Genomic DNA, 17,955 nt, shown 5'->3' with positions numbered 1-17,955 from the left:
GAAATGTTGGTAGGCCAGCCTAGCGCCACGCGCCGGCCAAATCCACTATCCTGCAGGTCCCAGCGGTCGCCACATCCACTGCGCGGCCGGACCATATCGCGCGACCTTGGTCGCGAGCGCCGGCGAGGGGGTTTCCGCGCGGAAGCCGAGCCGCCGCCAGAAGTCGGCTGCGCCTTCCACGGCGATCAGTTCGGCCCGCTCCAGCTCGCCGGCCGCGGCAAGGGCGAAGCAATGCGCCACCAGTGCCTGGCCGATCCCCATCCCGCGGGCGTTAGGGGAGACGGCGAGGTCGTGCAGATAGAGCGTGTCTCCGGTCCGCATCGGGTCAAGCACAGCGCCGACCGGGGGCGGCGACTCGCGCGGCCAGCCATGGGCGAGGAGATAGGCCAGCAGGTGGCCGTCCCGTTCGACGACCAGGTTGAAGGGGGCTGCCACGTGGAGGCGGCTCGCAAAGGCGGGCTCAGGCTCGACGAGGAACGCCGGATACGCCCGGGACTGGAGCGCAAGGGCCTGCGCGAGGTGACGCGATTGGAACGGGGCGGGGGCGGGGGGCGACATGCCCGATGCTCTGCCATCGAGACGGCGCCAGGAACAGCCTCGTCCGAATGCGACGGGCGGCGGCATGGGGAAATTCCGGAATGCCGTGCCTAATCTACCGTAACAGCCCAAGAATATACGGTTAACAAGCGGTTATCCACCCTCGATAACCAAGACCCTAAACCAGATGTTTGTCCGCCCTCCCGCACAAGAGGCCCATCTGTTCGGCCGAACCACGGTCGAAATACGTGGAGTTTCCTGTGGCTGGTGTGCGTATGGTATTGCGCGCCATCTTGGCGAGTGGCGCGTTCCTCCTGATTGCGGCGAGTGATGTGCCGAGCCTTGAAGATCAGGTTCTGGAGCGTATCAACCATCTTCGCCAGAATCCCGCCGCCTATGCCGAGCGCCTGCGCCAACTTCGCGCGCATTTTCGCGGGAACACGTTGTACCTGCCGGGCCGCGCGCGTGGGCAGATCACCCGCGAGGGCGTCGATGCCGTGGAGGAAGCAATTGCGTTCCTCGAACTGCAGACGCCGCTGCCGCCCTTGAGCCGCGGCGAATTGCTTGGGCTGGCGGCGCGCGATCATGTCGTGGTGCAGGGCGCGCTCGGCACGCGGGGCCATTTCTCGCCGGACGGCGCATCGCCCGGGGATCGCGTCGAGCGGCGGGGCGGCGGCAGGCTGGTGGGAGAAGATATTTCCTACGGCTATGCCGATGCCGACGACGTCGTCCGCCAGTTGGTGATCGACGATGGCGTGCCGGACCGCGGCCACCGGGAGCTGTTGTTCAACCGCGAACTTCGCTATGCTGGCGTCGGTTGCGGCAGCCACAGCGCCTATGGCCATATGTGCGTCATCGATGTCGCCCGCACCCGCAATGGGATGTCGGTCTACGCCGCCCTCGCCCAGAACGAGGAGCGTGCTGCGCTCCCGACGGGCAAACGCTGAGGAGCGTCACCGCACCGTCCACTGCGTGGCGACGCGCCAAAAGCCTCGGCGGTCAGTGCGCTCGAGCCCTGACGGTCAACGACCAAAAGCCCCGACGATCAGCGCACCACCGATACCAGGTCACCGCGTTTCACCACCCCGAACAGGCGCTGGGCGAATGCCTCCGGCACACCGATGCAGCCATGGGTGGCCAGGCCCTGGCGGACGTTGCTGCCGTGGATCGCGACGCCGTCGCTGGTCAGCCACAGCGTGAACGGCATCATGGCGTCGTAGGCGTTCGAGCGATGGTTCCGTTCCATCCCGCGGATCGGGAAGTTGCCGATAGGGGTGGGCGTTTCGTCCTGACCGTACAGGATGACGCTGGTGGCGATTTCGTCTTCGCCGCGAAACACCGAGAGGATCTGGCGCGACAGGTCTATGCGCAGCCAGATCCTCCCCGGGGGAACCCCCGCGTCATTCCAGACAAACTCGCCGAACTGCATGCGATTCGGCACCTGCAGGAGGCTGCGCACCACCCGCGTACTGCCGTCGCCGAGCCGTAGCTGCTGCTGATCGCCATCCGAGAAGCGGATGCGGTCGCTACTTGGCCCTTGGACGGACCTGCTCGCGGCAGCATGCTGCTTCACGGGTTTCGGCACGAACGCCTTGGCCGCGAGCGTAACCAGCAGCAGCGAGGATGCGCCCAACGAGATCCAAAGGCCGAGTTGAGGCCGCACCCGCATCAGGCCGAGGCTTCGCTCCGGTTCCGCCGGCGCATGATGCCGCCCACGATACCGAACGCGGTGACGAGCATCAGCCACTGCGAAGGCTCCGGAACCCCTGGCGGCACCGGCGTCGGCGTAGCCGGCGGGGGCGGCGGCGGGGGCGGCGGAGTCGGCGTTGGCTGCGGCGTCGGCTCCGGAGTGGGCTGCGGCGTTGGTGTTGGCTGCGGTGTCGGTGTCGGCGTCGGAGTGGGTTGCGGCGTCGGCGTCGGCGTCGGCGTCGGCTGCGGCGTTGGAGTCGGAGTGGGCGTCGGCTCCGGTGTCGCGATTCCGATCGGTGGCACGCCACCACCGCCGCCCCCGCCCATGCCGCTCGGTACGATGGAGTTGCCGCCGAAGCTGGCCGGCCCTGGCGCGGGAACAATGTCCGCAAACGGGGACAGCGTGTCGAAGCTCGAGGCCAGCGCCATCATTCCGTCGAGCGGAACGTCGGCGGGCAGCGGCAGCGAAGCCGGCACGGGAGCCTGATCCGCCGAAAGATCGAAGGCCTTGGGGTAGGCCACGCCATTGTTCGCGAGCGAGTCGGGCGTCATCCCGTCACGCGGGCCCTTTTTGGCGACGGAGCCATATTTACGCTTGCCCTTAAGGCTGTGCGCACCGGCTTCCCGCTTACCCGGCGATCGTGCCGTAAGGACGGAAAGGGCCTTGGAGACTTCCTGCACCGCAGCGGCAACCGGCGGAACCGCGATTCCCGCAGAGGTCGCCGAGAGCAGGGTAACAGCCGCTGCTGCAACGCCCAGCTTGCCCAAGGGGTGTCTCCCCAGAGAGTCCTTTCCCACTTTCAAGTCAGTGCTCCCGCCCCATTTCGCTGGGATAACCAGCATGTGTTAACTATTCGCAATCCAGGAAAATACTTAACACGATTAAACCGTGAAGGTCATCGAATAGTTCCCGGGGGTGGATTGCAGCAACGACTAAGCTGCAAACCTGGCCCTCCAGATATGTACCGCATGTATCAAAACGACGCTGCGCATGCCAGCATAAATACGCATTTATGCAGATATGGAGCTATCTCCCCAGCAGCTGTTCTACGAACGCGCCGAGATTTCGGTAATCCGCCACCCGCAGCGGCGGAGCCTCGCCGCCCTTAGCGTGCGGGGACGCAGGCGCAAGTGCCTGTTCGAAGCCCAGTTTCGCGGATTCCCGCATCCGCAGGGCGGCATGGGCGACGGGGCGTACTTCGCCGGAAAGCGCGATCTCGCCGAAAACCACGGCATCGGCGGGGATCGGCCGCTCCGACAATGCGGATACGAGCGCGGCCGCGACTGCCAGATCGGCAGCTGGATCCTGGACCCGGTAGCCGCCGGCGATGTTCAGATATACTTCGCACGCCGAGAAGCTGAGGCCGCAGCGCGCCTCCAGGACCGCCAGCACCATCGACAGGCGCGCCGAATCCCAGCCGACCACCGATCGCCTCGGCGTCGCGCCCGATCCCAGCCGTACGGTGAGTGCCTGCACTTCCACCAGCACCGGGCGGGTTCCTTCCAGCGCCGGGAAGACGACCGTGCCGGTCACGCTCTCGTCCCGCTGGGTCAGGAAGAGCGAGGAGGGGTTGGCCACTTCGGCCAACCCCTCGGTCTGCATCGCAAAAACGCCGATCTCGTCGGTACCGCCAAAGCGGTTCTTTACCGCCCGCAGGATGCGGTAGAGATGGCTGCGTTCGCCTTCGAAGGCGAGCACGGTATCGACCATGTGCTCCAGGACCCGCGGCCCGGCGATCGACCCGTCCTTGGTGACGTGCCCTACCATCACCAGCGCGGTGCCGCGTTCCTTGGCGAAGCGAATCAGCTCCTGCGCGCTGGCGCGGACCTGGCTCACCGTGCCGGGCGCGCCCTCGATCAGATCGGAGTGCATGGTCTGGATCGAATCGATGATCAGCAGGTCGGGCGGCGTTGCCATGCTCAGCGTCGTCAGGATGTCGCGAACCGACGTGGCGGCGGCGAGCTGCACCGGCGCGTTGCCAAGGCCTAGTCGCCGCGCGCGCAGCCGCACCTGGTCCGCCGCCTCTTCCCCCGAGACATAGGCGACCGATAGCCCGCGGGTGGCGATCTTCGCGGCCGCCTGGAGCAGCAACGTCGACTTGCCGATGCCGGGATCGCCGCCGATCAGCGTCGCCGAACCCTCTACGAAGCCGCCGCCCAGCGCCCGATCGAATTCGGCGATGCCGCTCGGCATCCGCTCGGGCAACGCGACTTCGGTGTCGAGCCCCGAGAGCAGGATCATGCGGCCGCCCGACTGCAGATGATGCTTGGCCTGGAACGGCGTAGGCGCGCCGCCGGCTTCCTCGACCAGCGTGTTCCATTCCGCGCAATCGGCGCATTGCCCCGCCCATTTGGAGGTGGCCGAGCCGCAGGCCTGGCAGACATAGCGCTTCTGGAGTTTTGCCATGCGCGGGCCGTAGCAAAGTGGAAACGAAAAGGGAACGTGGTCCTTGCAAGTCGCGCGCACGGCGCCTCTTCTCCGCCGTCGCCACGCTGCTATGGAGCGCATATGACCGGGCTCGACATCCTCACGCTTCTCATCATCGCCGGCGCGGCGATCCTCGGCTTCCTGCGCGGCTTCACCACCGAGGTGCTGGCGTTCCTCGCCTGGATCCTGGTTGTCGTGGCGGTGAAGTTCTTCCACGCCGGCTTCACCGCCCTGCTCGCGCCGATGATCGGCACCGAGGGCGGGGCGGCGGTGCTCGCCTTCGCGGTGCTCGCGGGGCTAAGCTATTTTGGCGGGCGGCTGATCGCCAACACGCTTGGCGGGCAGATGCGCAATTCGATGCTGGGGCCGATCGATCGTGCGCTGGGCGTCGGCTTCGGGGTCGCCAAGGGGCTGATCCTGGTCAGCATGGGCTTCCTGGTGCTGATGCTGGTGCTCGACACCTTCGAGGGTGGGCGGGCGCACCGCCCGAAGTGGATCACCAGGTCGGTCACCTATCCGCTGCTCGACACCACCAGCGCCGCGATCGGCGACTTCGTCGATCGGCGGCGCAAGGGCGAGCCGGTGTTTGGCGGAGACAATGCCAGCGCGGACGGGGCGGGAACGGACCAGGGCCTCCCGCGCCGGCGCAAGGCGGACTGATTCTCGCCGTGCCGAGAGTATGGGTCCGCGCGCAACCCATACCATGGAAGGGTAATTCGCGCTCGCAACTGCCGGGCGCCTACCCTAGATCGGGAGTATGAATGCCCCGCTCTACAATATGGAAATCCTGCGCCTGGCAGCGGCCATCCCCCATCATGCGCGGCTGGCGGAGCCCGGCGGCACTTCCGAGAAACGCTCGCCGGTCTGCGGCAGCCGGGTGACGGTGGACATCACGGTCGACGAGTCGGGGCGTGTCGAGCAGGTGGGGATGCTGGTCCGCGCCTGTGCGCTGGGGCAGGCATCGGCGGCGCTGCTGGGCGAGGCGATCGTCGGTCGCACGCCAGCGGAGCTCGCCACCGCCCGCGATGCGCTGACCGCGTGGCTCGCCGGCGAGCGCGAGACACCACCCGACTGGCCCGGCATGGCGCTGTTCGTCCCGGCCTTGCCGCATCGGGGCAGGCATGCCTCGATCCGGCTGGCGTTCGAGGCGGCGGCCGAAGCGGCCGCGCAGGCGGCAGGGGCGCGCGGCTGATGGCGCATGCGGCAGACGGTTCGTTGCTCGCCGATGCGGTGCCGATGCTCGGCTTCGCGCTGTTCTTCGTCCTCTTGTTCCGACGACTCGGGCTGGGCGCGACGCTGGGCTTCCTCGTCGCCGGCGCGCTGGTCGGCCCGCACGTGCTGCGCCTGGTCGGCGATGCCGAGGGCAAGATGGGCATTGCCGAGTTGGGCATCGCGCTCCTCCTCTTCCTCGTCGGGCTGGAATTGAGCCCGTCGCGCCTGTGGCGGATGCGGCGGGACATCTTCGGGCTCGGCCTTCTGCAGGTGAGCCTGTGCGGGGTCGCGATCGCGGCGATCGTCTGGTTCGCGACCGGCTCCACCCTCGGCGCGGCACTGGCGCTGGGGTTGCCGATGGGCCTTTCTTCCACGGCGCAGGTGCTGCCGCTCCTGCAGTCGGCCGGTCGACTGCGCACCCCGTTCGGCGAGCGCGCCTTCGCGATCCTGCTGTTCCAGGATCTGTCGATCGTGCCGCTGATCACCATCGTCGCGGCGATGTCGCGCAACCCGGCCGATCAGGGCGGCCCGCCGGGATGGCTGCTGGGCCTCTACACCGTCGGGGCGATCGTCGGGCTCATCCTGGCGGGGCGCTTCCTGCTGCGGCCGCTGTTCCGGCTGATCGGTAACCTGGACGAGCGCGAGATGTTCGTCTTCGCCGGGCTGCTGACCGTAACCGCCAGCGCCGCGGTCATGGAGGCGCTGGGCCTCTCCGCCGCGCTGGGGGCGTTCATCGCGGGCGTGATGCTGGCCGATTCGCCCTTCCGCCACGAGCTGGAGGCCGATGTGGAGCCGTTCCGCTCGATCCTGCTCGGGCTCTTCTTCGTCGCCGTGGGCATGACGCTGGACCTGCACGCCATCGCCGAGCGTCCCTTCTTCGTGGCCGGCATGGCGCTAGCGCTGATCGCCGCCAAGACGGTGCTGATCATGGGGCTGGCGCTGCTGTTCGGGATGAAGCCGCGCGGCGCGTTCGCGCTGGGCGTGCTGCTCAGCCAGGGCGGCGAGTTCGGCTTCGTGCTGTTCGCCCAGGCCCAGAAGGCGCTGCTGGTCGAGCCGCAGGCGGCCAGCGTGTTCAGCGCGATCGTCACGGTGTCGATGGCGACCACGCCCTTCCTGATAATGGCAACCCGGCGCCTGCGCACGGAACCGCTCCGCGAAGGCGCGCTTCCGGACGGGCCGCGACAGGAAGGCGCCAATGCCGTGGTGGTCGGCTATGGCCGATTTGGCCAGACGGTCGCGCAGATGCTGATCGCGCAGGGCATTCCCGTCACCATCATCGATCGCGACGTGGAGATGATCGAGACGGCCGGCACCTTCGGCATGAAGGTCTATTATGGCGACGGCACCCGCATCGATCTGCTGCGCCAGGCAGGAGCGGGGCAGGCTGAGCTGCTGCTCTTCTGCCAGGATGGCGACGGCATGGACACTGAGATGATGGAGGGCGTGCATGCTGCCTTCCCGAATGCGAGCATCTTCGCGCGGGCGTATGACCGCCGCAGCATCATGAAGCTGAAGGGCGCACCGATCGCGGGCGTTGTGCGCGAAGTGATGGAAAGCGCGGTGGTGATGGCGCGCCGCGCGATGGACGCGGTGGGCGTCGACGGCGCCGAGATCGACAAGACCGAGGCGGAGTATCGCCGCCGGGACATCGAGCGGTTGAAGCAGCAGAAGGAGACCGGCGACCTCTACGCAGGGCGCGACGGCATGTTCAGCCAGTCGGCCGCCGCGGCGGCTGCGGTGCAGGACCGGGGGGATGGCTGAGTTGGGAGCAGGGGCATGAACTGGATCGCAGTGCTGGCGGCGCTGTCGGGCGCGATGGCGGTGGCGGCAGGCGCCTTTGGCGCGCACGGCGCGCAAGGGGCGGCCGTCGAGTGGCTCAAGACCGGCGGTCACTATCAGCTGGTGCATGCCGTGGCGGCCCTGGTCGCGCTGCAACTGGGCGCGCGCGGACCGGCGGCATTGTTCGTCGGCGGCGGTTTCGTGTTCGCGGGCACGCTGTATCTGATGGCGCTTGGCCTGCCGCGCTGGCTGGGCGCGGTGACGCCGATCGGCGGAGCGGCGATGATCGCCGGATGGCTGTGGCTGGCCTGGGCGCTGGCATCGAAGGTTCGCCTGTGACGGGGGCGCAGGAAGACTGGAACCCGGCGCAGGTCCGCATGTGGCTGGAGCGCCGGATCAAGGCGGCGCGTTCGGACCAGGACGTCGCCGATCGCTATGGCCGCGACCGCGAGGACGATTATGACAAGGCCGCGGCCGAGGAATGGGTCTGCGAACAGTTCCGGCACAGCGATGCGGTGGACGATCAGGCCAGGCTCGGCGAGGCGCTGAAGGCGCTGCTGGCGAAGGACGATTTCTACCGCGCCGGTGTGCGCAGCGAGCAGCGGTTCGAGCGCGAGGTGAAGGCCTATCTGCGCAAGCTCGCCAAGATGACGAAGACGAATACGGGGTTCGGCAAGACGCTGCGGTATCAGTAAGGGGCATGCCGCGGGCCCCTTCCCCTTCAGGGGAGGGGATTGGATCGCGTGGCTCTACTTCCCCGCCCGCCGGCAGCGGTCCGAGCAGTAGACCACATTCTCCCAGTCCCGCTCCCACTTCTTGCGCCATGCGAACGGCCACTGGCAGACCGGGCAGGTCTTGGTGGGCAGGTCCCGCTTGGCGACGCCGCGCGGCACGGGCTCACTCCACCCCGACGATCTTGGCGACGCTCGCCGCCACGGTGGGATGGTAGCTCGCCCTGGACGCCTCATAGAAGCGCCGTGCGATCGGCTTGCCCCAGTCGCCCTGCGCCATCAGGTCCTTGTAGATCGGATAGATCAGCAAGCCCCGCCCGACGCTGCCGACCAGCTTCCCGATGCTCGGCACCGCCGGGTCGTAGCGGTTGGCGATCGCCAATTCCCCCCAGGCCGAGCGGACATAGGCGTTGCTCGATGCGGACAGCCCCAGCGCCTCGTCCAATTCCTTCAGCCGGGCGGGAGTCTGCTTGCGGTCGAGGCCGTTCAGGAACCGCAGCCATTGCTGGGTCGCCCAGCCCTGCGGATGCACCGCCGAGACCGGCCCGCCCGCATTGACCGCCGCCAGCTGCGCATCGACCGCCTTGAGCGTCGCCGACTGCACGTGCACCGCATTGTTCGGGAGGCCTGCGGCATAGGCCCATTTGTCGAGCTGGAGATTGGCCTCGAGCCCGGCATCGCCCTTCACCAGGTTTGCCCGCAGGTCCGCCAGGAAGCCGGCGGTGGTCTGCGGCTGGAAGGCGTGCCGGTCGAAATAGCCGCGTAAGTACACGTCCCACCGCGCACGCCCCACCGTTCGTTCGATCGTGCGCAGGAAGGTCGAGCCCTTGAAGTAATCGAGCTGGCCGAAGGTCGCGCCCGGATCGCCGTGCAGGCGGGTCGTGGCTGCCTCCATGCCCCCGGCATCGGCGATGTCGCGCTGGAGGCCGTCCCATTCGAGATCGGCATCGGTCGCGGCGCGCTCCTTGCCGTACACCGCTTCCATGATGCGGTTTTCGAAATAGGTGGTGAAGCCCTCGTTCAACCAGGAATCCGACCAGGTGGCGTTGGTGACGAGATTGCCCGACCAGCTGTGCGCCAGCTCGTGCGCCACCACGTCGACGTTCGACTTGTCGCCGGTGATGATCGTCGGCGTCAGGAAAGTGAGGGTGGGGTTCTCCATGCCGCCATAGGGGAAGCTCGGCGGCAGGACGAGCATGTCGTAACGGCCCCAGCGATAGGGGCCATAGAGCGCCTGCGCCGCGTCGATCATCTTCTCGACATCGGCGACTTCGCGTGCCGCGGCGGCGAGCATGCTCGGTTCGGTCCACACGCCGGCGCGCGGGCCTACCGGCTGGAAGGCGAGGTCGCCGACCGCAAAGGCGATCAGGTACGGCGGCACCGGCTTGTCCATGCGGAAGCGGAAGCGGTGCCAGCCCTTGCCCGCGGGCACGCCCTTGGCGCCATCGAGCCGCGTGCCGCTCGCCACCGCGACGAGGTCGGCGGGAACGGTGAGGGTCGCGGACCAGGTCTGGCGGATGCCGGGGCTGTCCTGGGTGGGGATCCAGCTGCGGTTGTTGATCGGCTGGCCCTGGCTGAACAGATACGGCTTCTTCTTGCCGGCGGTGAGCGCGGGCGCCAGCCATTGCAGCGCCGACGCCCCCGGCGCGGTGGCATAATGGACGACGATCTTGTGCGCGCCGTGCAGCTGCACGGTCAGCGGCGCGCCGAGATCCGGCTTGGCCGCGCCGACCGTGAAGGGCAGCGGCTTGCCCGCCGCATCGGTGACCTTGGCGATCACCAGCCCATCATCGTCGAGCACGATCTCCGCCGCGCCCGACGCGGCGAGGATGTCGAGCGTCGCGGTGCCGCGCAGCGTCCTGGTCGCGAAGTCCGCGCGCAGGTCCAGCGCGACATGGGTGACGCGGGCGACTTCCGGCCGGGCATAGGTCCACACGTCCTTCGCCTCGGGCGTGGTGAGGATCGGCGCGTGTGCCGTCTGCAGGGCGAGGGTGGGAGAGACGAGCATGGTCGAAGCGGCGAGAGCCAGGGTCAGGATGCGCATGGCATCGAGCTAGGCCCTGGCGCGGCGGGGGGCAAGGGGAGGGCGCACGCCTGCCCCGGACGAACGCTTGCCCTGGATCAGTCACTTAACCGCCGCCCGCCGTGGAGCTTCCATCGCTCCTCCCGCGTTGATCGAAGGTCAAACAATCGGGGATATGCATGGGATTGCTGGTGGCGGAACGACCTGCTGCAGCGGCGGACGCCGGGGCGGCGCTGCACGAACTGATCGCCTTCCTCAAGGCCCGGGACTATCGTTTCATCACCCCGACGCCAGCGACCCATGCGCGCGTGCTCGCGCGGCCGGACCGGCAGCGTGCGGCCGATCTGCGCGACATCTTCGGCTGGAGCCTTCCCTTCGACGCCGGCCTGCTCGACGCATCCCTGCGCGATGCGCTCGAAGCCGCCGACCTGGTCGAGAGGACGGGGGCAGCGCTGCGGAGCAAGGTGCGCGTCTCGACTCTGGGCCCGGACCTGCTCGTGCATTCCGCCTATCCCACGGACGAGCGAGATGCGGTGTTCTTCGGCCCCGACAGCTATCGCTTCGCCCGCTTCATCGCGGCGGAGCTGGATTGCTGCCCCGAGCGCGAAGGTGCGACGCTGGTGGACATCGGCACCGGCGCCGGAGCAGGGGCGATCGCCGCCGCGCATTGCTGCCCCAAGGTCGACATCGTGATGACCGACATCAACCCTGCGGCGCTGCGGCTCGCGCGGGTCAACGCGCAGGCGGCGGGTGTCCCCGCGCGGTTCGTGCAGGGCGACGACCTGTCCGGGATTTCAGGCGCACTCGATCTGGTGCTGGCCAACCCGCCCTATATCATCGACCCTGCCGGCCGCGCCTATCGCGACGGCGGGGAACTGCACGGCGCGGGCGTCGCGCTGGCGATGGCGCGCGAGGCGGTGCCGCGGCTGTCGGCGGGTGGTCGGTTCCTGCTCTACACCGGCAGCGCGATCGTAGGCGGCGCGGATGCGCTGCGCGGCCGCCTGATGGAGCTGGCCGCCGCGGAGGGCTGCCGCCTGCGCTACGAGGAAATCGATCCCGACGTGTTCGGCGAGGAGCTGGAGACGGCGGCCTATGCCGATGTCGAGCGCATCGCGCTGGTGACCGCGGTGATCGAGCGGCTCCCCTAAACGCCTCCCCGTGCCGGGGAGGCGTTTAAGCGGTTTGCCCGTCCAGGAATGCCGCGACCTTTTCCAGGTCCACGGTCTTGTCCAGATAGGTCCGTCCGATCGCGCGCGCGAGCAGGAAGGGCAGGGTGCTGCCCTCCATCTTCTTGTCGTGGAGCATATGGCCGACCAGCGTCGCGCCGTCTGCGGTCACGCCGGCTGCTGCAAGCCCGTCCGGCAGACCCACGGCGCGGAGATGCGCCGCCACCCGCGCCGCATCCTCGGCCGGGCACAGGCCCTGTTCGGCCGAGAAGGCGAAGGCCAGCGCCATGCCCGCCGCCACCGCTTCGCCGTGGAGCAGCTTGTCGGAAAAGCCCGTCTCCGCTTCCAGCGCATGGCCGAAGGTGTGGCCCAGGTTGAGCAGCGCGCGGGTGCCCGTGGTCTCGCGCTCGTCGGCGGCGACGATGCGCGCCTTGGCGGCGACCGAATGGCCGATCGCGTGCGCGCGCGCCTGCGGATCGCCAGCGAACAGCGCGGCGGCGTTGCCCTCGCACCAGGCGAAGAACCCCGCATCGTCGATCAGCCCGTATTTCGCGACCTCGGCATAGCCCGCGCGCAGCTCCCGCTGGGGCAGCGTGTCGAGCACCTGCGGATCGATCAGCACCACCGCCGGCTGGTGGAATGCGCCGATCAGGTTCTTGCCGGCCTTCGAGTTGATCGCCGTCTTGCCGCCGACCGAGCTGTCGACCTGTGCGAGCAGCGTGGTGGGGATCTGGACGAAGTTGCAGCCCCGCTTGAGGATGCTGGTCGCGAAGCCGACCAGATCGCCGATCACGCCGCCGCCCAGCGCAATCACGTGATCGCTGCGCACCACGCCTTGCGCGAGCAGCCAGTCGGTCAGCGCTTCGAGCTGTGCCCAGCTCTTGGTGCTCTCGCCCGCTGGCAGCGTGAGGACCGGCGCGGAAACACCGGCGGCCGCGAGGCTGGCGACCAGCGTCTCGCAATGGGCGGCCAGGTTCGTGTCGGTGACGATCGGCATCGGGCGCCCGCGCGACAGGGGCGCCAGGACTTCGCCCGCGCGCGCCAGCAAACCGGGTTCGATGCGCACGTCATAGCTGCGTGCGCCCAGGGCAACGGAGATGGTGGTCACTTGCGGAGAGCCTTCAGGATCGCTTCGACGGTGGTTTCGTGCGGTGCGGCTACGCTGGGCACGCGGATCTGTGCAAGCGCGTAATAGGGGTTCCGCGCCTTGGCGAGGTCGGTCAGCGTCGCCAGGGGGTCCTTGCCGCGCAGCAGCGGCCGCGTGTCTCGCCGCCGCACGCGATCGGCGAGCACCGCCGGCTCGGCATCGAGCCAGATCGAGATCGCCTGGCCGAGGATCAGCGCCCGCGTCTCGTCGTTGATGAACGCGCCGCCGCCGGTGGCGATCACCTTGGGCGTGCCGTCCACCAGCCGGGCGATTACCCGCCGTTCGCCGTCGCGGAAATGCGGTTCGCCGAACTTGGCGAAAATGTCGGAGACCGACATGCCCGCCGCCGATTCGATTTCTGCGTCCGCGTCGACGAAGGGGAGCCGCAGGCGCTGGGCAAGGCGGCGCCCTACCGTGGTTTTTCCGGCCCCCATCAGCCCGACCAATACGATCGGCTTGCCGGTCCAGTGTGGAAGTTGCGCATGCGTTTGTAACATCGTGCGAAGGGCTATACAGCGAGGGACCGTCTCGGGCAAAAGGCCCTTACCGCTCAAGGATTGGACTGTTTTTCATGCCGCGTATGCTTGTCGTGTTGCTCGTGATTCTGGTGGTTCTGATCGGTGGCATGTTCGCCCTGGCCGGCCGCAACACCGTCAAGGAGCCGGTGCGCATGGAGAAGGCGGTCGCGCTTGAAAACCTCGCCAACTAGGGCGTCCCGGCTCGCGATCGCGGCGGGGTTGCTCGCTGCGATCGGCGTGCCCGCGTTCAGCCAGCAGCAGAAAGCGCCCGAATCGCTGTTGCCGCCCGGCTTCGACCAGCCGGCACCGCGACCGCAGCCCTCGCCGCGCCCGAGCCCGACGCCCAGCGCCGCGCCGGCAGCCGTGCCATCACCAAGCGGTGACGTGGCGCCCGTCGGCGGCGACATGGGGCCGGATGCCTTCGACGTGGAGGAGAGCACCGCCAGCGTCGTCGCGGCACCGGCGATCGACCTCTCGCAATATGATCTGCCCAAGGGGGCGCGCCGGCCGCTGAACCGCGTCGGCATCCTCGCTGCGGGCAATGCGCCGTTTCCGGCCGATGCGTTCGGCGACGTATCCGGCGCCACGCAGGTGACGCTGATGCGCCGGCTCGATGCGCCGGTCGCATCGCGCTGGGTGTCGATCGCGCTCCGCCGCGCGCTGATGTCGCCGCTCGATACGCCGCGCGGGCTGGACGGTGCCGACTATGCCGCCGAGCGCGCCTGGCTGCTGCTCCGCATGGGCGAGGCGACCGCTGCGCGCGGGCTGGTCAGCTATGTCGATATCGACGACTATACCAATGCGCTCGATCGGGTGGCGATGCAGGTCGCACTCGCGACTGGCGATCCCGCCTCCGTCTGCCCGATCGTCGACGACGCCGCTTCCGCCATTCCCGATCGGGGCTGGTCGCTCGCCCAGGCGATCTGCGCCGGGCTTGCCGGCAAGCCGAGCGAGGCCGACCAGCGGCTCGATGCCGCGGGCAAGGGCAGGCCGCGCAACGATCTCGACACGCTGCTCGCCACCAAGGTGGTGGGGTTGGGCGCCGATTCGCGCCGTGCGGTGACGATCGATTGGGTCGGCGTGCCGGCGCTCTCCGCGTGGCGTTTCGGTATGGCGACGGCGGCGGGCGTGGACATCCCCGACAATCTGTTCGCCACGGTCGGTCCGGAATTCCGCTACTGGCAGGCGCTGTCGCCGGCGGTGTCGCCGGTGAACCGCGTCGGGGCGGCGGAACTGGCCGCAGCCGCGGGCGTGCTGTCCAATGCCGCGCTGGTCGACCTCTATGCCGAGCTCGACCAGGCGAGCGACGTGCCCGATCCGCTGCAGAAGACGGTGCGCGATCTGCGCAGCGCCTATACCGGCTCGGCCACCGAACGGGTGCAGGCGATGAAGGGCCTGTGGGACGCGGCCGAAAGCCCGCGCCTGCGCTATGCCCGACTGGTGCTGACCGCCAAGGCTGCCGCCTGGATCCCGGCGAACAAGAACGCGGCCGAGCCCGACCGGCTGATCGCCTCGATGCTTTCCGCCGGCTATGATTCGGCGGCGCTGCAATGGCGCGGCGTGGTTGCGCCGGGCGGGGAGGGCTGGGCGCTGCTCGCGCTGGCCGAGGCTTCGGGCACGATCGGATATGGCGATTTCGAGCGCTATGCCGGGTCCGCAAGCCCGCGCAAGGCGGCGATGCTGCTGGCCGGCCTCGCGGGGTTGGGGCGGCTGTCGCCGGCCGATGCGCAGCGCGGCGCCGCGGCAACCCAGGTGTCGATCGGGGGCGTCAACAGCTGGACCCAGGCGATCGATCGCGCAGGCGCGCGCAACCAGCCCGGCATGGTGGCGCTGCTGGCGGGCGTGGGCATGCAGTCGCCGCGCTGGGACCAGGTGACGCCCGAGGCGCTCTACCACATCGTCGCGGCGATGCGGGCGGCGGGGATGGCGAACTATGCCCGGATGATTGCCGTGGAAGCGGTTACGCGCGCGGCGTGAGCGCCGATCGCGACCTGATCGAGCGTTTCCTGGAGATGCTCCGCGCCGAGGCGGGTGCGGCGGCGAACACGGTGGCGGCGTACGGTACCGACCTGCGGCTCGCGTCCGAGGCACTCGGCGGTGACTTGGCGGGTGCCGGCCGGGAGGAGATCGAGCGGCTTGCGGGCGGCTGGGCGGAGCTCGCCCGGTCCACCGTCGCGCGCAAATCGGCGGCGCTGCGCCGCTTCTTCGCGTTCCTCGCGGAGGAGGGGCACCGCGCCGACGACCCCGGCAACGCCTTGCCGCGCCCCGGCACGGCACGCCGTCTGCCCAGGATTCTCAGCACGGCGGATGTCGACGCGATGTTCGCCGCGATCGCCGAGCGCCAGGCGCGGGTGCCGCCCGATCCGCTCGACCTGCGGCTCGCCGCGCTGATCGAGCTGCTCTACGGCTCGGGCCTGCGCGCGACCGAGCTCGTCTCGCTACCCCGCAACGCCATTCATCCCGATCGCCCGTTCCTGATCCTGAAGGGCAAGGGCGGACGCGAGCGGCTGGTGCCGATTTCGGACCGCGCCCGCGCTGCCGTCGCGGTCTGGCGCGGGCAGGTGCCGCCGGACAGCCCCTGGCTGTTCCCCTCGGGCAAGAAGCACCTGACGCGCGTCCGCCTCTACCAGATCGTCCGCGCGCTCGCTGGGATCGCCGGCATCCCGCCCGAACGGGTGAGTCCCCACGTCCTGCGCCATGCCTTCGCGACCCATTTGCTGGAAGGCGGGGCGGACCTGCGCGCGCTCCAGGCGATGCTCGGCCATGCGGATATCGCGACGACCGAGATCTACACCCATGTCGACAGCCGCCGGCTGGTCGAACTCGTCAACGAGAGACACCCGCTGGGCGAGGCCCTCGTTGACGCGAAGCGCGGCTCCGCGTAGCGCCACGCGCATGACGACATTCCTCGACTTCGAGAAGCCGATTGCCGAGCTCCAGGGCAAGATCGACGAGCTGCGCAGCGCCGCCCAGGGCGGCGAAGTGGACATTGCCGCCGAAATCGCCCCGCTCCAGGCCAAGTCGGACAAGCTGCTGCTCGACACCTATGCGCGGCTGACCCCGTGGCAGAAGACGCAGGTCGCCCGCCATCCCGAGCGCCCGCACTTCAAGCATTACGTCGCCGGCCTGATCGAAGACTTCATGCCGCTGGGCGGCGACCGCGCCTTTGCCGACGACAATGCGATCATCGGCGGTCTGGGCCGGTTCCGCGGGCGCCGGGTGATGGTGATCGGCCACGAGAAGGGCGACGATACCGCCAGCCGGCTCAAGCACAATTTCGGCATGGGCAAGCCCGAAGGCTATCGCAAGGCGATCCGCCTGATGAAGCTGGCCGATCGCTTCGGCATCCCGGTGATCACGCTGGTCGACACCTCGGGCGCATTCCCCGGCGTGCAGGCCGAGGAGCGCGGCCAGGCCGAAGCGATCGCCCGTTCCACCGAGGCATGCCTCGCGCTCGGCGTGCCGCTGGTCGCCTCGATCCTTGGTGAAGGCGGTTCGGGCGGCGCGGTGGCGCTGGCAGCGGGCAACCAGGTGCTGATGATGGAGCACGCGGTCTATTCGGTGATCTCGCCGGAAGGCTGCGCCTCGATCCTGTGGCGCACCGCCGACAAGGCGGCCGACGCCGCCGAGGCGATGAAGGTCACCGCGCAGCATCTGAAGGAACTGAAGGTGATCGACGGCATCGTGCCGGAGCCGATGGGCGGCGCGCACCGTGCGCCGGGCCAGGCGGTGCAGGCGCTGGGCGACGCGATCGAGAAGGCGCTGGAAGGGCTTTCCGGCATGTCGCCGGAATCGCTGCGCCAGGCGCGTCGCGCCAAGTTCCTGGCGATGGGCCGCATCTGACACGCAAAAGGGGCTGACGCGATGCGCAGCCCCTTTTTTTAGCCAGCAGGAAAAGCGTCCGTCAGGACGGCTGCATGTTCGAGCTGACGTTGCTGAAGGTGGTGTTCAGGCTGCTGCCCAGACCACGCATGGCGGCGATCGCGGCAACGGCGATCAGCGCGGCGATCAGGCCATATTCGATTGCGGTGGCGGCCTTGCGGTTCGCTACCAGCTTGCGAATCATCCTCATGCGAAACGTCTCCTCTTCGAAAACCAGGATGACGGAGATGCCCGGCAGCGCCTCCGTCAACGCAAATCGGCGAACCGTGGTTTAGCCCTTCATGTTCGAGCTGACGTTGCTGAAGGTGGTGTTGAGGCTGCTGCCCAGACCACGCATGGCGGCGATCGCGGCGACGGCGATCAGGGCGGCGATCAGGCCGTACTCGATGGCCGTCGCGGCCTTGGAATTCTTGATGAACTTGCGAATCTTAAGCATAGCCGTCTCCATCGTCCCAGAAACTTCAAACACCGGCCGGTCGGCACTCCGACGCAGCACGGCGACCCTAGAGAAGACCGGTTAAGAACCGGCTAAATCCCGTGCTTAGCGAAAGCTTTACGGCGTCTCGTGGCCAGCCTGCTGGACCTGTTGCGAGACATTGTTCCACATCGAGGAAGTGGTGCCGCCGAAGACGCTGAGCGCGCCCACCATCGCCAGCACGATCAGTGCGATGATCAGGCCATATTCCACGGCAGTAGCACCGCGATCAGCGCGTCGGAGCGCGCGCAAGGCGTGGATCAGGGCTCGCATCGTCAACCAATCTCATACAAAAGCGGCTTGGATTTTCTCAGGATTTGGTTGCGAAGTGATTAGCGAAGGACGCGCGATACTGTTGGTAGTGGCGG

The 17,955-nt window shown here is 68.5% G+C and carries 22 protein-coding genes; 11 read left to right on the top strand and 11 right to left on the bottom strand.

What is annotated here, in order from left to right; all coding sequences use genetic code 11:
- Nucleotides 1-45: 45 nt before the first annotated feature.
- Complete coding sequence (locus tag SPI01S_RS02160) at nucleotides 46-558, bottom strand: GNAT family N-acetyltransferase (protein ID WP_066717327.1); 513 nt, start codon at nucleotides 556-558, stop codon at nucleotides 46-48.
- 227 nt (nucleotides 559-785) lie between these two features.
- On the opposite strand from SPI01S_RS02160, the gene SPI01S_RS02155 reads away from it, so the two are divergent.
- A complete protein-coding gene (locus tag SPI01S_RS02155) occupies nucleotides 786-1,484 on the top strand; it encodes a CAP domain-containing protein (protein WP_245653438.1) in 699 nt (232 codons plus the stop codon).
- A 98-nt stretch (nucleotides 1,485-1,582) separates the two neighbouring features.
- Here SPI01S_RS02155 and SPI01S_RS02150 read toward each other — a convergent pair whose 3' ends face one another.
- The 3 genes from SPI01S_RS02150 to radA all read right to left on the bottom strand — a co-directional run bounded on the left by SPI01S_RS02150 (nucleotide 1,583) and on the right by radA (nucleotide 4,633).
- A complete protein-coding gene (locus SPI01S_RS02150; protein WP_066717322.1) occupies nucleotides 1,583-2,206 on the bottom strand; it encodes a L,D-transpeptidase in 624 nt (207 codons plus the stop codon).
- Nucleotides 2,206-2,994, bottom strand: a complete 789-nt coding sequence (locus SPI01S_RS22570) for a PEP-CTERM sorting domain-containing protein (RefSeq protein WP_169804441.1) — start codon at nucleotides 2,992-2,994, stop codon at nucleotides 2,206-2,208. The genes SPI01S_RS02150 and SPI01S_RS22570 overlap by 1 nt, the downstream gene beginning before the upstream one ends.
- A 259-nt stretch (nucleotides 2,995-3,253) precedes the next feature.
- Nucleotides 3,254-4,633, bottom strand: coding sequence for a DNA repair protein RadA (radA, locus tag SPI01S_RS02145; RefSeq protein WP_066717319.1), 1,380 nt, complete (start codon nucleotides 4,631-4,633; stop codon nucleotides 3,254-3,256).
- A gap of 102 nt (nucleotides 4,634-4,735) precedes the next feature.
- On the opposite strand from radA, the gene SPI01S_RS02140 reads away from it, so the two are divergent.
- The 5 genes from SPI01S_RS02140 (at nucleotide 4,736) to SPI01S_RS02120 (ending at nucleotide 8,340) form a co-directional block, all read left to right on the top strand.
- Entirely contained in the window at nucleotides 4,736-5,314 is a 579-nt protein-coding gene (locus tag SPI01S_RS02140) for a CvpA family protein (RefSeq protein ID WP_066717309.1), read from the top strand.
- A gap of 97 nt (nucleotides 5,315-5,411) precedes the next feature.
- Nucleotides 5,412-5,846, top strand: a complete 435-nt coding sequence (locus SPI01S_RS02135; protein WP_066717306.1) for an iron-sulfur cluster assembly scaffold protein — start codon at nucleotides 5,412-5,414, stop codon at nucleotides 5,844-5,846.
- On the top strand, nucleotides 5,846-7,627 hold the full coding sequence (locus SPI01S_RS02130; RefSeq protein ID WP_066717304.1) for a cation:proton antiporter domain-containing protein: 1,782 nt from the start codon (nucleotides 5,846-5,848) through the stop codon (nucleotides 7,625-7,627). Before SPI01S_RS02135 ends, SPI01S_RS02130 begins: the two co-directional genes overlap by 1 nt.
- Before the next feature lie 15 nt (nucleotides 7,628-7,642).
- Complete coding sequence (locus tag SPI01S_RS02125) at nucleotides 7,643-7,984, top strand: DUF423 domain-containing protein (RefSeq protein WP_066717302.1); 342 nt, start codon at nucleotides 7,643-7,645, stop codon at nucleotides 7,982-7,984.
- A complete protein-coding gene (locus tag SPI01S_RS02120; RefSeq protein ID WP_373278292.1) occupies nucleotides 7,939-8,340 on the top strand; it encodes a hypothetical protein in 402 nt (133 codons plus the stop codon). Before SPI01S_RS02125 ends, SPI01S_RS02120 begins: the two co-directional genes overlap by 46 nt.
- A 54-nt stretch (nucleotides 8,341-8,394) precedes the next feature.
- On the opposite strand, the gene SPI01S_RS21650 is transcribed toward SPI01S_RS02120, so the two are convergent.
- Together SPI01S_RS21650 and SPI01S_RS02115 are read right to left on the bottom strand one after the other, a co-directional pair.
- Nucleotides 8,395-8,538, bottom strand: a complete 144-nt coding sequence (locus SPI01S_RS21650) for a DUF2256 domain-containing protein (protein ID WP_084253213.1) — start codon at nucleotides 8,536-8,538, stop codon at nucleotides 8,395-8,397.
- A gap of 4 nt (nucleotides 8,539-8,542) precedes the next feature.
- Nucleotides 8,543-10,420, bottom strand: coding sequence for a M1 family metallopeptidase (locus SPI01S_RS02115; protein WP_066717299.1), 1,878 nt, complete (start codon nucleotides 10,418-10,420; stop codon nucleotides 8,543-8,545).
- 158 nt (nucleotides 10,421-10,578) lie between these two features.
- On the opposite strand from SPI01S_RS02115, the gene SPI01S_RS02110 reads away from it, so the two are divergent.
- Nucleotides 10,579-11,547, top strand: coding sequence for a methyltransferase (locus SPI01S_RS02110; RefSeq protein ID WP_066717296.1), 969 nt, complete (start codon nucleotides 10,579-10,581; stop codon nucleotides 11,545-11,547).
- A 25-nt stretch (nucleotides 11,548-11,572) separates the two neighbouring features.
- On the opposite strand, the gene aroB is transcribed toward SPI01S_RS02110, so the two are convergent.
- Complete coding sequence (gene aroB, locus SPI01S_RS02105) at nucleotides 11,573-12,673, bottom strand: 3-dehydroquinate synthase (RefSeq protein ID WP_066717293.1); 1,101 nt, start codon at nucleotides 12,671-12,673, stop codon at nucleotides 11,573-11,575.
- A complete protein-coding gene (locus SPI01S_RS02100; RefSeq protein ID WP_066717290.1) occupies nucleotides 12,670-13,209 on the bottom strand; it encodes a shikimate kinase in 540 nt (179 codons plus the stop codon). The genes aroB and SPI01S_RS02100 overlap by 4 nt, the downstream gene beginning before the upstream one ends.
- A gap of 74 nt (nucleotides 13,210-13,283) precedes the next feature.
- On the opposite strand from SPI01S_RS02100, the gene SPI01S_RS22565 reads away from it, so the two are divergent.
- The 4 genes from SPI01S_RS22565 to SPI01S_RS02085 are packed head-to-tail and all read left to right on the top strand — an operon-like array spanning nucleotide 13,284 to nucleotide 17,073.
- Nucleotides 13,284-13,421: a hypothetical protein gene (locus SPI01S_RS22565; protein WP_169804440.1), complete on the top strand. Its 138-nt coding sequence runs from the start codon at nucleotides 13,284-13,286 to the stop codon at nucleotides 13,419-13,421.
- Nucleotides 13,402-15,207 carry a hypothetical protein gene (locus SPI01S_RS02095; protein ID WP_245653437.1) on the top strand — a complete coding sequence of 602 codons (1,806 nt, stop codon included), beginning with the start codon at nucleotides 13,402-13,404 and terminating at the stop codon, nucleotides 15,205-15,207. The genes SPI01S_RS22565 and SPI01S_RS02095 overlap by 20 nt, the downstream gene beginning before the upstream one ends.
- Nucleotides 15,204-16,115, top strand: coding sequence for a tyrosine-type recombinase/integrase (locus SPI01S_RS02090; RefSeq protein ID WP_084253212.1), 912 nt, complete (start codon nucleotides 15,204-15,206; stop codon nucleotides 16,113-16,115). Before SPI01S_RS02095 ends, SPI01S_RS02090 begins: the two co-directional genes overlap by 4 nt.
- 10 nt (nucleotides 16,116-16,125) lie before the next feature.
- Nucleotides 16,126-17,073, top strand: a complete 948-nt coding sequence (locus SPI01S_RS02085) for an acetyl-CoA carboxylase carboxyltransferase subunit alpha (RefSeq protein ID WP_066717287.1) — start codon at nucleotides 16,126-16,128, stop codon at nucleotides 17,071-17,073.
- A 61-nt stretch (nucleotides 17,074-17,134) separates the two neighbouring features.
- Here the strand turns inward: SPI01S_RS02085 and SPI01S_RS02080 are convergent, their stop codons facing one another.
- From SPI01S_RS02080 to SPI01S_RS02070, 3 genes are all read right to left on the bottom strand, one after another.
- Nucleotides 17,135-17,302: a Flp family type IVb pilin gene (locus SPI01S_RS02080; RefSeq protein ID WP_066717702.1), complete on the bottom strand. Its 168-nt coding sequence runs from the start codon at nucleotides 17,300-17,302 to the stop codon at nucleotides 17,135-17,137.
- Nucleotides 17,303-17,383: 81 nt separating this feature from the next.
- On the bottom strand, nucleotides 17,384-17,548 hold the full coding sequence (locus tag SPI01S_RS02075) for a Flp family type IVb pilin (protein ID WP_066717285.1): 165 nt from the start codon (nucleotides 17,546-17,548) through the stop codon (nucleotides 17,384-17,386).
- Nucleotides 17,549-17,665: 117 nt separating this feature from the next.
- Nucleotides 17,666-17,860, bottom strand: coding sequence for a Flp family type IVb pilin (locus SPI01S_RS02070; RefSeq protein ID WP_066717283.1), 195 nt, complete (start codon nucleotides 17,858-17,860; stop codon nucleotides 17,666-17,668).
- Nucleotides 17,861-17,955: the final 95 nt, after the last annotated feature.

The organism is Sphingomonas pituitosa NBRC 102491 (genome assembly GCF_001598435.1).
Lineage (GTDB): Bacteria > Pseudomonadota > Alphaproteobacteria > Sphingomonadales > Sphingomonadaceae > Sphingomonas > Sphingomonas pituitosa.
Note: the sequence above shows the minus strand (reverse complement) of the source record. Positions and strands in the feature narration are given on the sequence as shown.